Annotated in this window: 13 protein-coding genes and 3 pseudogenes; 6 read left to right on the top strand and 10 right to left on the bottom strand. The window is 70.5% G+C overall.

Features of this window, described 5'->3' with window-relative positions; all coding sequences use genetic code 11:
* On the bottom strand, positions 1–64 hold a 64-nt coding region (locus tag ACIBJF_RS48185), incomplete at its 3' end, for a helix-turn-helix domain-containing protein (RefSeq protein WP_399184186.1).
* 57 nt (positions 65–121) lie between these two features.
* Here ACIBJF_RS48185 and ACIBJF_RS48180 point away from each other — a divergent pair.
* Positions 122–520 (top strand): annotated as a pseudogene (locus ACIBJF_RS48180) (universal stress protein); the annotation flags it as partial.
* A gap of 206 nt (positions 521–726) precedes the next feature.
* Here the strand turns inward: ACIBJF_RS48180 and ACIBJF_RS48175 are convergent.
* The 4 genes from ACIBJF_RS48175 to ppdK all read right to left on the bottom strand — a co-directional run bounded on the left by ACIBJF_RS48175 (position 727) and on the right by ppdK (position 6,340).
* Positions 727–1,899 (bottom strand): site-2 protease family protein, encoded by a 1,173-nt coding sequence (locus ACIBJF_RS48175; RefSeq protein ID WP_399184182.1) that lies wholly within the window; start codon positions 1,897–1,899, stop codon positions 727–729.
* Positions 1,900–1,983: 84 nt separating this feature from the next.
* The gene (locus tag ACIBJF_RS48170; protein ID WP_399184180.1) at positions 1,984–2,556 is read right to left on the bottom strand and encodes a hypothetical protein; all 573 of its coding nucleotides are present in this window, start codon (positions 2,554–2,556) and stop codon (positions 1,984–1,986) included.
* Positions 2,557–3,011: 455 nt separating this feature from the next.
* On the bottom strand, positions 3,012–3,470 hold the full coding sequence (locus tag ACIBJF_RS48165) for a pyridoxamine 5'-phosphate oxidase family protein (RefSeq protein ID WP_399184178.1): 459 nt from the start codon (positions 3,468–3,470) through the stop codon (positions 3,012–3,014).
* 182 nt (positions 3,471–3,652) lie between these two features.
* Complete coding sequence (gene ppdK / locus ACIBJF_RS48160; protein ID WP_399184176.1) at positions 3,653–6,340, bottom strand: pyruvate, phosphate dikinase; 2,688 nt, start codon at positions 6,338–6,340, stop codon at positions 3,653–3,655.
* 175 nt (positions 6,341–6,515) lie between these two features.
* On the opposite strand from ppdK, the gene ACIBJF_RS48155 reads away from it, so the two are divergent.
* Both ACIBJF_RS48155 and ACIBJF_RS48150 read left to right on the top strand, forming a co-directional pair.
* Positions 6,516–7,226, top strand: a complete 711-nt coding sequence (locus tag ACIBJF_RS48155) for a CBS domain-containing protein (RefSeq protein WP_399184174.1) — start codon at positions 6,516–6,518, stop codon at positions 7,224–7,226.
* Positions 7,227–7,254: 28 nt separating this feature from the next.
* Entirely contained in the window at positions 7,255–7,623 is a 369-nt protein-coding gene (locus ACIBJF_RS48150; protein ID WP_399184172.1) for a hypothetical protein, read from the top strand.
* Positions 7,624–7,816: 193 nt separating this feature from the next.
* Here ACIBJF_RS48150 and ACIBJF_RS48145 read toward each other — a convergent pair whose 3' ends face one another.
* The 3 genes and pseudogenes from ACIBJF_RS48145 to ACIBJF_RS48135 all read right to left on the bottom strand — a co-directional run.
* Positions 7,817–8,470 (bottom strand): CBS domain-containing protein, encoded by a 654-nt coding sequence (locus ACIBJF_RS48145; RefSeq protein WP_399184170.1) that lies wholly within the window; start codon positions 8,468–8,470, stop codon positions 7,817–7,819.
* Positions 8,471–8,514: 44 nt separating this feature from the next.
* Positions 8,515–8,973 (bottom strand): cyclic nucleotide-binding domain-containing protein, encoded by a 459-nt coding sequence (locus tag ACIBJF_RS48140; RefSeq protein ID WP_399184168.1) that lies wholly within the window; start codon positions 8,971–8,973, stop codon positions 8,515–8,517.
* A 633-nt stretch (positions 8,974–9,606) separates the two neighbouring features.
* Positions 9,607–9,772: pseudogene (locus tag ACIBJF_RS48135) on the bottom strand (pirin family protein); the annotation flags it as partial.
* A 537-nt stretch (positions 9,773–10,309) separates the two neighbouring features.
* On the opposite strand from ACIBJF_RS48135, the gene ACIBJF_RS48130 reads away from it, so the two are divergent.
* From ACIBJF_RS48130 to ACIBJF_RS48120, 3 genes are all read left to right on the top strand, one after another.
* Positions 10,310–11,188: a universal stress protein gene (locus ACIBJF_RS48130; RefSeq protein WP_399184166.1), complete on the top strand. Its 879-nt coding sequence runs from the start codon at positions 10,310–10,312 to the stop codon at positions 11,186–11,188.
* Positions 11,189–11,478: 290 nt separating this feature from the next.
* Complete coding sequence (locus ACIBJF_RS48125; protein WP_399184164.1) at positions 11,479–11,757, top strand: hypothetical protein; 279 nt, start codon at positions 11,479–11,481, stop codon at positions 11,755–11,757.
* Positions 11,754–12,365: a sulfocyanin-like copper-binding protein gene (locus tag ACIBJF_RS48120; protein WP_399184161.1), complete on the top strand. Its 612-nt coding sequence runs from the start codon at positions 11,754–11,756 to the stop codon at positions 12,363–12,365. Before ACIBJF_RS48125 ends, ACIBJF_RS48120 begins: the two co-directional genes overlap by 4 nt.
* A 396-nt stretch (positions 12,366–12,761) precedes the next feature.
* Here the strand turns inward: ACIBJF_RS48120 and ACIBJF_RS48115 are convergent, their stop codons facing one another.
* Together ACIBJF_RS48115 and ACIBJF_RS48110 are read right to left on the bottom strand one after the other, a co-directional pair.
* Positions 12,762–12,905, bottom strand: a complete 144-nt coding sequence (locus tag ACIBJF_RS48115; protein WP_399184184.1) for a multicopper oxidase domain-containing protein — start codon at positions 12,903–12,905, stop codon at positions 12,762–12,764.
* Positions 12,906–13,312: 407 nt separating this feature from the next.
* A pseudogene (locus ACIBJF_RS48110) lies at positions 13,313–13,782 on the bottom strand (hypothetical protein); the annotation flags it as partial.

Raw genomic sequence — 13,782 nt, 5'->3', positions numbered from 1 at the left:
CGTCCAACGCCCACTGCCGAAGCGTCATCGGGTGTATCCCGAGACGCTTCGCAGCCTTGGACATACGCAGCAACTCCACCCACGCAACAATACATACACAACACTAGGGATTACCAATGAAGTTGGTGAGCCTGCGGGTTCGGCCGCGGCACGATTCGCGGTCGAGGAAGCCCTGCTGCGCCGGGTCCCGCTGGAAGCCGTACGCGCTTGGCGCCGACCACTGCACGAGCCTCCCGCACATCCCCTGATCGTCGGCGGCCCCGCCCACCTGGAGGAGACGCAGGCAGCGGAACTGGTGGAAGGGGCGCTGCGGGACGCCCCGGCCGAGTTGGAGGTACAGCGGCGTACGGTCGAGGGTTACGCACACGACGCCCTGATCGCGGTGTCCCGCGAGGCCGACCTGCTCGTCGTCGGTGCCCGACGACGTCAAGGCCACTTCGGGCTCCAACTCGGCCGAGTCGCCCACGGCGTGCTGCACCACGCGGCCTGCCCGGTGGTGGTCGTACCGGAGCCCATCTGAGCCCGGGCCGGTGACCCGGATCGCCTCGCCGAGCGGCGGTCAGTGCCGGAAGAGGGCCGATGAGCACTTCAGGTGCGATCGGCATCAGAGGGGCCGCCAGTGTGCGCCGCATACCGCGACGGCGGACGCCTGGCGCCTGCGGGTGACGTGCCTCGATGCGGTCTCCGGGCGGTGTGGAGACGCGGACGGTGCTCGGCACGTGTCGGTCACGCTTCCTTCGTGACATGCGGGGCGGCGGTGTGCGGCTGCGCCGGGGTGGGCCCGCTTGGCCAGGCCAGGGCACGGGTGATGTCGGCGACGGTGACGATGCCGACGAGGCGCCCGTCGTCGAGGACCACCGCGCGGCGTACGGGGCTGAGCTCCAGTCGCGGCAGCAAGTCGAGCATCGGCTCTCCGGGCGCGGCCGTGATGATGTCGGCGAGCGGACGCATCACTTCGCGGACCGTCGTGCTCGCACGAGCCTGGGCCGGCGTCGCCTCGACGCGTCGTACGGTGAGCAGACCGGCCACCGAGCCGTCGGCTGCCAGCACCGGAAAGGCCGAGTGGCGGTAGGGACCGAAGGGGCCCTCGGCCAGGAAGTCGGCGAGGGTCGCGGTGTCCGGCACGGTGACCGGGTTCGGGGTCATGACGCGCCGGACCGGGACACCGCTCAGCACACTCCGTAGCTCGGCCTGGCGAGCCTCCGCGGTCGCCGCACCGATGAGGAACCAGCCGATCAGCGCGGGCCACAGGCCGGACAGGTTGTGCCTGAACCAAACTGCCGCGAACCCGGTCAGCACCATGAACCAGCCCAGTGCCCGGCCCGCCGCCGACGCCCCGTGAGTGGCCCGCAGCCGGTCGTCGGTGCGGTGCCACAGGTACGCCCGCAGCAGCCGTCCCCCGTCGAGCGGGGCGGCCGGCAGCGCGTTGAAGACGGCCAGCATGACGTTGATCGCGGACAGCCATACGACCGCCTCGACGACGAGCCCGGACGCGTGCAGCATGTGTAGCCCGGCGGCGATGCCGGCGAAGACACCACCGGCGAGCAGACTGGTGAGCGGACCCACGGCGGCGATGTGCAGCTCGGCGCCCGGAGTGGGGGCCTCGCTGTGCAGGCGGGCGGCGCCGCCCAGCATCCACAGGGTGACGCCGTCGACCTGCACGCCGTTGCGGCGGGCGACCACGGCGTGCGCCAGCTCGTGCGCCAGCAGCGAGGCGAGGAAGGCGATCGCCGCCAGCAGTGCCAGAGCCCAGTACGACAGGGCGGAATGCCCGGGGTGGGCGGACGGGAACTCACTGTGCGCAAGAGCGACGGTCACCAGGGCAACGATGACCAGGACACTCCAGTTCAGGCCGACCCGCACGCCGGCGATCCGGCCGAGGGGCAGCGTCTCGTCCATGAACCTCGCCTCATCCTCGAGTTGCGTGCCGAGGGCCCGCCGTCTCCGCTCAGCAGGCCCGACGCCGGCTTTTGGCGCCGCGGATCAGCCCGTCCTGGGGCCCCACTGGGGTCCCACCAGATCCCACTCCTGGTCCCAATGGGCCATGCGGCGCCGGTCGAGCCGCGCTCGCGCGAGGGCGCCCGCGCCGAAGGCCGGGGCTGCGACGGCGAGGGCCGCCGCGGCGCCGAAGAGCGCGGCTTCGACATGCCCCTCGCCCCGGCCCGTCGGCTGCGACGGACTGAGCCGGCCCCCGTCGTCCTGCCACACCGTCACCCGAGCCCCGGTCTTCAAGCCGCCGTCCACCAGCGTGCGCCCGGTACGAGCGGAGCCGTCGGGGGCCTTCCAGCGCACCGATCCCTGGATACGGCCGTCGGTCGACCAGTCCGCGGTGACGCCGTGCCGAGCATCGGCGAGCAGGACAGCGCTGACGGGATGCCGGTGGGTGCGCTGCTCCGCGAACTCGTGCTCGGCGCTGCGGTCCGTGACGAGTGCGGCAACGCCGCCACAGATCACCACGACCAGCCAGACTGCCAGGACGATCCAGGCCTCGATGACGTCCTCGCGCCGCCGCAGTGGACTGCTCCGCCATCGCCACAGCCGCTTGCCGCTGCTCATAACGGCCACCTCCACGCCACGATGACTCCTTCGACGGTGACTCCGCAGGTGCGGCTTTCACAGAGGCCGAGGGGCCCGCCTGCCGGGACACCTGGGCCCGGTCCCCGAGCCGCAGGGGCCCATTGGTCCCCATGGGCGATGTCCACAAGAGGGACGCGGGGAAGCGGACGCGGCCCGGCGCGGCGCCGAAGCCCCACCGCCCCGGTGCCGAGCCGTTCGGAACCGCCCGCCGGGGATGAGGGCCGGACGGCCCAAACGCAGGGTTGCGCGCACCGCACAGGCCGAAGGCGGCCGTGTGGGTGGTGAGAGACCCGCGAAGGCAGCGCTGGTAGCGGACGAGGCGCACAGCAATCCCTGGGCGGGAGGCGACCGCGCGGCGCGGGTGCGCGTCGATCCCGGCACTGTGACAGGACGTCGGATCACTGGGTCAGCGATTGCTGCGACAGCCCGGCGACTCAGCCGGGTGCCGTCCTGGTCTCGCTCGACTCCGTCAGGCGGACACCCGCAACCAGTTCGGGGCGGATGCGCACCGCTTGGTCCATGCCTTCGATGGGTGCCCAGGGCTGCAACAACTCCCGGATGCGGTCCAGTTCGACCGGGTCGGTGACGAGTTGGGCGTAACCTGTGACGACGACGCTCCAGCCGAGGTGGGTGTCCGGGTCGATGGCGTCTGCCTCGTAGGCGACGACCACGCCTGTGCCGTCGGCCTCCTCGGCGTGGGACGTCAGAGCCGCGCCTTCGTGGGTGCGGATGACGATGTCCCCGCTGTCCAGGGCGTGGTTGACCGGGCGGACCGTGGGCAGGGCCTGCCGGGTGAAGACGATCCTCCCCAGCGATACGCTGCCCAGCAACCGCAGCGCCTCGGCAGGGTCCAGGTCGATGCGCCGGTTCGTGGGGGACTGGTTGCGGGTCATGGGCTGCTTCTTCTGCAGGATGAGTAACTGTTTCTGCACCCAATCCAGTTGGCCCGTACACGGTCGGGTGCGACAAGGGTGGAGCGACACCCCGAAGGGCCGCCGCCACTCCTGCTCTCACCGTCGTCCATGATGCACCTGCTCTCCAGTGCCATTCGGGTCGAGCAAGGGGCCGGACGTCCTCACCTGCTGTCACTCGCGTCCATGCCGGTCAGCGCCGCCCGGCCGCTCTCCAGACGGGCCACCGGTACCCGGAACGGCGAGCAGGATACGTAGTCCAGGCCCGTGGCGTGGAAGAAGTGGATCGAGTCCGGATCGCCACCGTGCTCACCGCACACACCCGTCTGCAGATCCGGGCGGGCCGCACGTCCTTCCTTTACCGCGATCCGGACCAGTCGGCCCACACCCTCGCGGTCGAGCGTCTCGAACGGTGAGGCGGCGAAGACGCCCTGGTCGAGATAGGCGGAGAAGAACGCCGCCTCCACGTCGTCGCGGGAGAAGCCCCAGGTGGTCTGGGTGAGGTCGTTGGTGCCGAAGGAGAAGAACTCCGCCTCCTCGGCGATACGGCCTGCCGTCAGTGCAGCCCGGGGCAGCTCGATCATGGTGCCGACCGGACACCGGACAGGGACGCCAGTCTCCTCGCCGACCTCCGCCAGGACTCGCATGACCTCTTCGCGGGCGAGCCGGAGCTCCTCGACGGCGCCGACCAGCGGCACCATGATCTCCGCCCGGGGAGACCCGCCCGCGCGAGTGCGCTCGATGACCGCCTCGGCGATCGCCCGCACCTGCATGGTGACCAGTCCCGGAATCACCAGCCCCAGCCGCACGCCCCGCAGGCCGAGCATCGGGTTCTCCTCGTGCATCCGGTTCACTGCCTCGAGCAACTCCACGTCGTGTGCGTCCGGTTGTTCGCCGGCGGCCTCGGCCGCGGCGATGCGCACCGCAAGAGCGGTGCGGTCGGGCAGGAACTCGTGCAGCGGCGGGTCGAGAAGCCGGATGGTGACCGGCAGCCCGTCCATCGCCTGGAGGAGGCCTGTGAAGTCCTTCCGCTGCAGCGGCAGTAGAGCCGCCAGCGCACGGTCGCGGCCCGTCTCCGTGCGGGCCAGGATCATGTCCTCGACCAGCTTGCGCCGGTCGCCGAGGAACATGTGCTCGGTACGGCACAGCCCGATGCCCTGGGCCCCGAAGCGCCGGGCGCGCGCCGCGTCCTCGGGAGTGTCGGCGTTGGCCCGAACCTCCAACCTCCGTACGGAGTCGGCGTGATCCAGGGCCCGGCCCACCGCGCAGACCACGCTGTCGGCCTGCTCGCCGCTCTCCAAGTAGCGCATGGTCGCGGAAGCGACCAAGGGGACCGGCCCCGAGTACACGACACCGGCGGAGCCGTCCACCGAAATGACGGTGCCCTCTTCGATGACCGTGCCGTCCCGACCGGTGAAGCGCCGTGCCTCGCCGTTGACGGCGATGTCCTGAGCTCCGCACACGCACACCTTGCCCATGCCGCGGGCGACGACGGCCGCGTGGCTGGTCTTTCCGCCCCGGCCGGTCAGCACCGCCTGCGCGGCGACCATGCCGGGCAGGTCGTCGGGCGTTGTCTCCTCGCGGACGAGGACCACCTTCTCACCGGCGGCGGCACGCCGTACGGCCTCCGCCGAATCGAACACCGCCGCGCCCACCGCGGCGCCCGGCGAGGCCGGCACGCCGTGGGCGAGCGGCTCACCGGTCGCGGCGCTGTCGAAACGCGGGAACATGAGGCGTGCGAGTCCGTCGCCGCTCACCCGCGCCAGACCCTCGTCCGCGCTGATGAGTCCCTCCTCCACCAGCTCGGCGGCGATGGCGAACGCCGCTTCGGCCGTGCGCTTGCCCACCCGCGTCTGCAACATCCACAGCGTCCCGCGCTCGATGGTGAACTCGATGTCGCACAGGTCGCGGTAGTGCCGCTCCAACGTCTGCGCGTGATCGCGCAGTCGCCGGTAGGAGACCGGTTCGAGGCGTTCCAGCTCGGCCAGCGGTACGGCGTCCCGCACGCCGGAGACCACGTCCTCGCCCTGTGCGTTGGGCAGGTAGTCGCCGTACAGCCCGGGACGTCCGGTGGCCGGGTCGCGGGTGAAGGCGACACCGCTGCCCGAGTCGGGGCCGAGGTTGCCGAACACCATGCGCTGCACGGTGACGGCGGTCCCGAGGTCGTCCGGGATGTGCTCGCGGCGCCGGTACAGCCGGGCACGCTCGGCGTTCCAGGACCGGAAAACCGCGAGGATCGCCTGGTGCAGTTGCCTGGCCGGGGACTGCGGGAAGTCGCGGCCTGCCTCGTCGCGTATCAGCCGCTTGTAAGTTTCCACGAGCCAGGCAAGGTCACCCGCGTCAAGACGAAGGTCGTCGGAAGCGTCGCGGGCCTCTTTCAGCGAAGTCATGGCCTCGTCGAACAGGGCGGGGCCGACGCCCATCACAGTGGTGCCGTACATCTGGACGAGGCGCCGGTAGGAATCCCAGGCGAAGCGCTCACTGCCGGACACCTTGGCGAGACCGAGGACGGATTCGTCGTTCAGGCCGATGTCCAGGACGGTCTCCATCATGCCGGGCATCGAGAAGCGGGCGCCGGAGCGGACGGACACCAGCAAGGGGTCGTCCGGCTGTCCGAGCAGCCGCCCGGTGGTCGTCTCCAGCGCCGACAGGTGCCCTGAGATCTCCGCCGACAGGCCCGCGGGCTCCTCACCGGTGGACAGGAAAGCACGGCAGGCCTCGGTGGAGACGATGAACCCCGGCGGCACCGGCAGGCCCAGCCGACTCATCTCGGCCAGGTTCGCGCCCTTGCCACCGAGCAGGTCGGCCATCTCGCGGCCGCCGCTCTGGAAGTCGTACACATAGCGGACCATGACGCCACTCCTCGGCTCCGCGATCATTCGGATGCCCTTCCAGCCTGGGACGGCAGCGGGGCACCTGGGAGGTGCCCTCGGTCCCGTCAGGCGGGCCGATCGGCCCATGCGCCGGGACGCCGCGACGGCGCAGCCTGGTGGTCTCGTGGTACGACACCAAGCCCTGGAGGACGCCATGACCGGCACTCCCTCCGTCGTGAACGACGTGATGACCCGCAGGGTCGTCGCCCTGCGCACCGGGGCGGCGTTCAAGGACATCGTGCGGACCATGCAGGAGTGGCGGGTCAGTGCCCTACCGGTCCTTGACGACGGCGGACGTGTCGTCGGCGTGGTCTCCGAGGCCGACCTGCTGCCCAAGGAGGAGTTCAGCGAGCGCGATCTCGGCCGGTACGGGCAGGTGCGGCGTCCAGCCGACGTCCACAAGGCGGACGCGGTCACCGCCGCGGAGCTGATGACCACTCCGGCCATCACCGTCGCGCCCGACTCCACCCTCGCCCACGCCGCGCGCGTGATGGCGCGCAGCCGGGTGAAGAGGCTCCCGGTGGTCGGCCGCAACGGAACGCTGAAGGGTATCGTGAGCCGGTCCGACCCGTTGAGGATCTTTCTGCGGGACGACGCGGACATCGCCGAGGACGTCCGGCGCGAGGTCGTCATCCGGATCTTCGGCACGCACGCGCAAGGTGTCCGCGTCGAGGTGCAGGACGGTGTGGTCACGCTTACCGGCCGGATCCACGAACCGGCTCTGATACCGCTCGCCACCCACCTCGCCCGGACTGTGGCGGGTGTGGTGGACGTGCATTGCGCGCTGACCGGGCCGCCCCGCTATCCGGATCTCGACCCGGACCTGCCGGATCCACGGCGGTCGGCCCCTGCCCGACGACCGTAGGAGTCGGGACGAGAGGTGGCGCGTACCGATGACCGGGACACCTCCCACGACCGTGACCGGGGTGCGGCTGTGGCGCTGGCGGCGCAACCCGATCAGGCGCCACAGCGATGTCGTCGAGGCCTGGGCCGTGCTGCCCATCTGGGCCGTCGCCCTCGTCGGCGGAGTCCTCGCGGGCGTCGTGGCGGCGCGGGCAACGGACTCGGCGTTCGCCGCGCGGCGGGATCAGGTGCACTCGGTCTCCGCCGTGCTCACCGACGAGGCGGCGAAGACCCGGGGTTCGCGAAGATCTTTCCGGGCGCCCCTGCGGGCAGCAGGGTCACCGTGTGGACGGACGGCACCGGCCGGATCGTCTCTCCGCCGCCCCGCGGCGCGGTGGCTATGCTGCAGGTGGTTCTGACCGGTGCTCTCGTGGCACCGCCGGCTGGTGCGACGGCCTGGGCCGGAGGTCGGCTGATCCGTGACCGGCTCCTGCGGCGCCGCCTGGTCAAATCGGATCGGGAATGGAAGCGGATCGGCCCCGAGTGGCGGAATCCGAGCGCGGCAAGGGGTGACGTTGACGGCTGCCGCCGACTCCCCATGCCACCGAGGGGTCATACCGCGTCGGCGGCGGTGAGACGGCAGTCCACCCCCACAACGCCTTCCACGCCCCGGACCAGGCGCGTGGCCAGGTCGACCCGAGCGGATTCCGCGACGCGCCCGGTCAAGGTCGCCACGCCGTCGGTGACCATCACGTGTATGGGCTCGATCGGCGCCGGGAAGAGCACGTCGACGATGTCACGGCGGATCTCGTCGGCGAGTTCGTTGTCCGGGCGAAGGAAGACCTTCAGCAGGTCGCCGCGGCTGACCACGCCTTCGAGGACGCCCTCGGAGCTCACCACGGGCAGCCGCTTGACGTGCCGCAGCGCCATGATGCGGGCCGCCTCGGCGAGTGTCGCGTCCGCGTGGACGGTGACGGCCGGCATGCTCATCAGCTCCTCGGCGCAGACCGCTCCGGCCTTGGCGAGGTCGGGCAGCCGCCGCAGCTGGGTCGACCGGTCCGGGTCGCTGTTCCGGAACTCCTCCTTGGGCAGCAGATCGGCCTCGGAGACCACCCCGATCACCCGGCCGTCGCCCTCCAGCACCGGAAGGGCGCTGACCTGCCACTGTTCCATGCGCTCGACGATGTCCTTGAACAGAGCCTTGCGGCCCACCGCCACGGCGGCGCGCGTCATCACGTCGCCCACCCGGTGCGGGCTGCTGTCCATGCTCTCCTCCTCGAATTCCACGGCAGGGCCGGGCGCCCGGGTGGTCACGTGAGGCCTCCGCTGCCGTACGGGGCGTAGAGGTCGAGCAGTCGGACGCGTGAGGCGTGCAGCCGCTGAGCGACCACGCGTCCCACCCATACCGCTACGGCCCGACCGAGCTCGGCGTCGGCGGCGCACATCGCGCGCACCGCCTCGGCGTCGAACTCCCAGGCCTGTACCGGGCTCATCGCCTCGGCCCCGAGGTGCCAGATGTGCGGCGGGAAGTGCCAGGACCAGCCCACCAGCTCGCCGTGTCCGAGCGTCTCGATGACGGCCGGGCGCCGGCCGGGCACGTGCAGGTCGAGGGCGACGGTGCCGGTGCGCACGATCCAGAAGCGGTCGGCCCGGTGGCCCTCCTCGAACAGGCGGGTCCCGGCCGGGAAGGAGACCTCATGGGCGATGCCCATCAGCCGTTCGCGGTGCACAGGCTCAAGAGCCGTGGTCATGGTAGTGGCGGAGGTCATCGCACCGGCTCCTTTCATGGGCTGCTGATCCCAGCGTGCGCGCCCTTGTGCACGCCCGCCACGGGCCGCCCGGACCGGGCTGAGGCCCTCCGGCCCATGCGCTGGATCAACTGCTCCCGCACGCTGGTCATGGCAAGGGTGGACCGGAAGGGCCACCCGCTTCTCGCGGGTCCGGATCGCGCGATGCCGCGTGTACAACCGAGCGCAGCAGCCGACCGCGACCAACCCACCGACAACACTGCCCCCGATCGGGCCGGCAACCCCTCCCACAACCACGCCGACAACAAGACGCACCCCGTCCGGGGCCTGGACATGTATGCGCAGGTCACCACCCCATTCGACGCATGGTCGGCAGTCCGGCATCCCCCTCTGCGCTTCCCCCGCACCCAGCCCCGGACAAAACAGGGATAAGGAACGGGCGGGCGGATTGGTGGTGCACGCAGGGGGATCGGAGCGGCCCGTGAACGGTTTCGCAGTGCCCTGAGCAAGAGGGCTATAAGGGGCGCCCAGGCGTAACGGCACCTTTGAGCCCTGAGGAAAGCGTGGGCACGGTGCCTCGCGCGGCGCCGGCATCTCGGGCCGCCAGTCGCCTGTGTGGTGATCGGCGGCGCTCCCTGGGTGTAAAGCGCCGGTTCAGCGCACCCTTCCGCGTGGCTTCAGCGGCACCGGCGGCAGTTCCGGCGCAGCCAGCGGGGCCCCCGTCGTAGCCCTTCACCTTGCCGAAACGGGTCCCCTTCATCCAGTCCTCGCGGGGCTGTTCGATCTCCGTCTGAGACCGGCCGACGAAGTTCCACCACATATCACGGATTGGGCGGTTCTTCCCGGGTCAGAAGCATCGAAGACCCTCGCACGTCAGCAAAAGGTCAGTATCGGACGCCGAGGAGACAGCACCACATGGCGGCACGCGCGCTCGCCCACAGGATGGGCACCTTCTTCAAGGACTGCGAGCACCCCGAGTCCCCGAACTGCAACTTGGGATAGGCCGTTCGGGCACGACTGTCTTCACCCATCCACCCCGTAACCGCTCTGTACGGTGGCTCGCAGAAGCCCGCTACCCACTCCCCAACCACGCTCCCCCCACCACCACCCACCCACGCCAGCTCCCATCCCGTCTGCCGTCGACCCACACACCGTGGAGCGTGATCAGGAACGGGGTGAGTTACCGCGGCAGCGGTGGTACGGCGGCGCCTGGGCGCACGTCCACGGACGCGTACGGCACCGCTGTCTAGAAGGCGCTGGGAAGGCCATCGGGTCCGATGCGCTGCGCGGCACAGTGGCGGAGGATGGACGAAGCCGGGCAGGCAGCCGCAAAGCCGGCCTGGCCAGGAGGCGCGGCATGGCGAAGCCGGTCGTAGTGGGAGTCGACGGCTCACCGTCCAGCCTGGACGCGGTCGAGACGGCGGCACACGAGGCGGTGCTGAGCGGAGTCGGCCTGCGGCTGGTGCACGCCTTCGGGTGGCCGTCGATCCATCCACCCCCTGGTGGGCCTCCTTGGAGGCCCACCAGGGCGGGGGTGCGCGAGCTGGTGGACGGCGCGTTGGCCGAGGCCGAACAACGGGCACGTGAAGTTGCGCCGCGTGTGGACATCGCACGAGAGGTCACCGTGGGCGAGCCGCTGATGGTGCTGGAGATCGAGTCGCGCACCGCCTCGCTCGTCGTGGTGGGCAGCCGCGGGCTGGGCGGGTTCGGCAGCCTGCTCCTCGGTTCCACTGCCGTGCATCTGGCCGCGTATGGCCGCTGCCCGGTGCTGGTGGTACGCGGCAGGCCGAACCCGACCGGTCCCGTGCTGCTGGCGGTGGACGGCTCCCCGGCGGGCGAACGCGCCGGCGAATTCGCCTTCGCCGAAGCGTCGCTGCGCGGTGCGGACCTGCTGGCCCTGCACGTGTGGAACACGTGGAGCGAACGGGCCTACGAGGGGCCGGGCGACCCGCTGAACATGGTGGTCGACATCGACCGGCTCCGCGAGGAAGAGCAGCGGCTGCTGGACGAGACCCTGTCTCCGTGGCAGACGCGCTACCCCCAGGTGGCTGTGGAGCGGCGCCTTGTGCGCTCCCGGATCCGCCCGGCCCTGATCGAAGCGAGTCACGAGGCGCGGCTGGTCGTGGCCGGTGCGCGCGGACGCGGTGGCTTCACCGGTCTGCTGCTCGGCTCGGTCAGCCAGGCCCTGCTCCACCACGCGCACTGCTCCGTCGCGGTGGTCCGAGGCAAGGAGTGACCGCCGCCACCCGTGCGTCGGGCCTTCTACGTCAGCACCGGTTAGGAGAGCCGACCGCTGGCGACGGCGGCTGCGGAGTGGGTGAAGTCGACGGCCAAGCCCAGGGTGGTGAACGGCCTGGGTGGCACGTCGTGCTCTGCGAAGGGCTTTCCACACAGCTGCGAACGGCGGAGCCGAATGGGGCGTTGGGTCCTCCGGCCCTACATCTGGGAACTGTGGCCCAGCGCGGCTGAGGTCTTACTGATTCATCCTGGTATCAGCGGAGCAGTCAGCCGAGGGAAGTGATCGGCATGATGTGGTACGACGGAGGATGGGGCTGGGGCGGCTGGATCGTCATGACGGTGTTCATGGTGCTGTTCTGGGCCGTCCTGATCGTTGGCCTCGTCGTACTCGTGCGCTACCTCGCCGGTGCCCGTCATCATCAGCAGCCGGGCTTGTCTCCGCCGCCTGGCGAGGGCGGGTGGCAGGACCGGCGGGCCGAGAACCTGCTCGCGGAGCGGTTCGCACGCGGGGAGATCGACGAGGACGAGTACAAACGTCGGCTCGCGCTGCTTCGGGAGCACCGATGAACCCGCATCGCCGTCGAGGGGTCTGGTCGGCGATCGCCATTGCCGCGGCCGCCCTGGTGCTGGGTGTCGCCACGACGGGTCTGATGGCTGCGTCCGGCGCCTTTCACAGGGCGGCACCGGCGTCCTGGCGAGCGCAGGGCGCCCGATGCGCCGCGCCGGCTGCGACAGGCAGTGCGGTCGACGTGACCGTGTGGGACACGGGACGCATGATGCGGGGCCCGAACTGGCCCGCGCCGAACAACGGCCACCCAGGTTGGTACGGCATGAGCATGATGCGCCTGGTAGCCCACCCCACGACCGTTCCGGCCGGAAAGGTCACAGTGCGGGTAATCAATGCGGGAACCCTCACACACGAGGCGATCGTGTTGCCGCTGCCGGCGGGGCAGGCCACAGGACAACGTGCCATCGGCTCCGACGGCCGGGTATCGGAAGCCGGCAGTCTCGGCGAGGCGTCCCGCACCTGTGGCAGTGGCGCTGGAGACGGCATCGCCTCCGGTGCGGCGGCCTGGACCACGGTCAAACTGCGACCGGGTCGCTACGAGCTGCTGTGCAATGTCCCGGGTCACTACGCGGCTGGGATGTACGCGGAACTGGACGTCACTCGGTGAGTGGCCCTTACCAGCGGTAGGGGTCTGCCGTAGAGGGTTCCCGATCGTCGCCGGATTCAGCGGGAAGCCGCTGTCCCGGTCCGGCCGACAGCAGTGCGATGCGGGCCTGGAACGGCGGCCAAAGCGGCGGCTTCTTACTGCCCGGCGACACCTTGCTGGTGCCAGCCGGGTCGTCGTGCGCTCCGCCGCGTCGCTCTCCCTAGAGCGCGCAACCACCGCCTTCGGGCGGGGGCGGGCCAAGCGGAAGTACGGCTGGACCGTTACGGGTACGCCAAGGTGGTCCTGCTCCGACGGTTCATGCCGGTCGTGCACGCCGTCCTCAATCCGGTGGCCGGAGCACTCGGCGTGCCGGTGCGCACCTTGACTCTCTGGCAGGTGGCCAGCGGCCTGGCCTGGTCAGGAGCAGCGCAGAAGGATCATGAACCCGTAGTCCATGTGAAGTTGCTGGTGGCAGTGGAACAGGGACAGTCCTGGCTGGTCGGCGGTGAAGTCGAAGTCGAGGGTCTGGTAGCCGCCGAGCATGACGACGTCCTTGTGCAGGCCGTGGGTGGCGGTGCCGGCGATGTGGGTGACCTCGAAGGTGTGCGGTGCAGGTGGAGGGGGTGGATGTCGTCGGAGGCGTTGCGCAGCCGGAGCCGGTATCGCTTGCCGCGCTCGACGTCCAACACCGGCTTGTTGGTGTCCAGGGAGAAGGGGACGCCGTTGAGGGGCCAGATGTTGAATCCCTTCTCCGGCGGCCTTGCGCTTCTCCACCAGCAGGTCGATCGTGTGGTGGGGTCGCTGATTCGTGGAGCCGGCGTCGGCGAGGGTGCGGTAGTCCCAAGTGAATGAGGGTGGCGCGATCCATCGCGGAGTGCCGCTGCGGCCGGCGTACTCCACGACGGTGCCCATGCCGGCGTTCCGGTCGTCGTCGGACGTGTCTCCGAGCACCCAGATACCCAGGTGGTTCATTTCCACGATGGCCGAGACGCGTTCGGCGGTGCCGAGGGAACACTGGCCTTGCGGGGTACGGGGTTGCCGTCGAGCGCGACGACTTCAAAGGTGTGGCCGGGCAGGGCGAGGCTGCGGATCTCGGTGGCGCTGGCGTTGAGGACGTGGAACAGCACGCGCTCTCCGGTCCTGACCTTGATCGGCTGACTGTGGCCGAGTTTGCGGCCGTTGACGGTGAAGGCGCGGTAGCCGACCTCGTAGCCGCGCGGCATGCCCCGGGCCAGCGAGTCGGCCATGGCCTTCTCGCCCCTGCGTCGCAGGCCCGGCACCGAGGAGCCGGCCAGGAAGGTCTGCGGGATGTCCCCGCCGTGGCTGAGGGAGGGTTCGAACTCTCGCCCGGCGTGGACGGTCAGAGGTGCCCTGACACGAAGTCGGCTACCTGGGTGCCGAGTTGCTGGCCCGCTCGGTTGTCGATCGAGGTGTGCTG

Origin of the sequence: Streptomyces sp. NPDC050743 (genome assembly GCF_044456925.1) — a bacterium.
Lineage (GTDB): Bacteria > Actinomycetota > Actinomycetes > Streptomycetales > Streptomycetaceae > Streptomyces.
The sequence above is the reverse complement of the archived record's forward strand: the minus strand, read 5'-3'. Positions and strand labels throughout refer to the sequence as shown.

Bases quoted from the DNA above. Each gene is read 5' to 3' on its own strand.
- ACIBJF_RS48175 (WP_399184182.1), bottom strand. From the start codon at position 1,899: ATGGACGAGACGCTGCCCCTCGGCCGGATCGCCGGCGTGCGGGTCGGC.
- ACIBJF_RS48170 (WP_399184180.1), bottom strand. From the start codon at position 2,556: ATGAGCAGCGGCAAGCGGCTGTGGCGATGGCGGAGCAGTCCACTGCGG.
- ACIBJF_RS48165 (WP_399184178.1), bottom strand. From the start codon at position 3,470: ATGACCCGCAACCAGTCCCCCACGAACCGGCGCATCGACCTGGACCCT.
- ppdK (WP_399184176.1), bottom strand. From the start codon at position 6,340: ATGGTCCGCTATGTGTACGACTTCCAGAGCGGCGGCCGCGAGATGGCC.
- ACIBJF_RS48155 (WP_399184174.1), top strand. From the start codon at position 6,516: ATGACCGGCACTCCCTCCGTCGTGAACGACGTGATGACCCGCAGGGTC.
- ACIBJF_RS48150 (WP_399184172.1), top strand. From the start codon at position 7,255: ATGACCGGGACACCTCCCACGACCGTGACCGGGGTGCGGCTGTGGCGC.
- ACIBJF_RS48145 (WP_399184170.1), bottom strand. From the start codon at position 8,470: ATGGACAGCAGCCCGCACCGGGTGGGCGACGTGATGACGCGCGCCGCC.
- ACIBJF_RS48140 (WP_399184168.1), bottom strand. From the start codon at position 8,973: ATGACCTCCGCCACTACCATGACCACGGCTCTTGAGCCTGTGCACCGC.
- ACIBJF_RS48130 (WP_399184166.1), top strand. From the start codon at position 10,310: ATGGCGAAGCCGGTCGTAGTGGGAGTCGACGGCTCACCGTCCAGCCTG.
- ACIBJF_RS48125 (WP_399184164.1), top strand. From the start codon at position 11,479: ATGATGTGGTACGACGGAGGATGGGGCTGGGGCGGCTGGATCGTCATG.
- ACIBJF_RS48120 (WP_399184161.1), top strand. From the start codon at position 11,754: ATGAACCCGCATCGCCGTCGAGGGGTCTGGTCGGCGATCGCCATTGCC.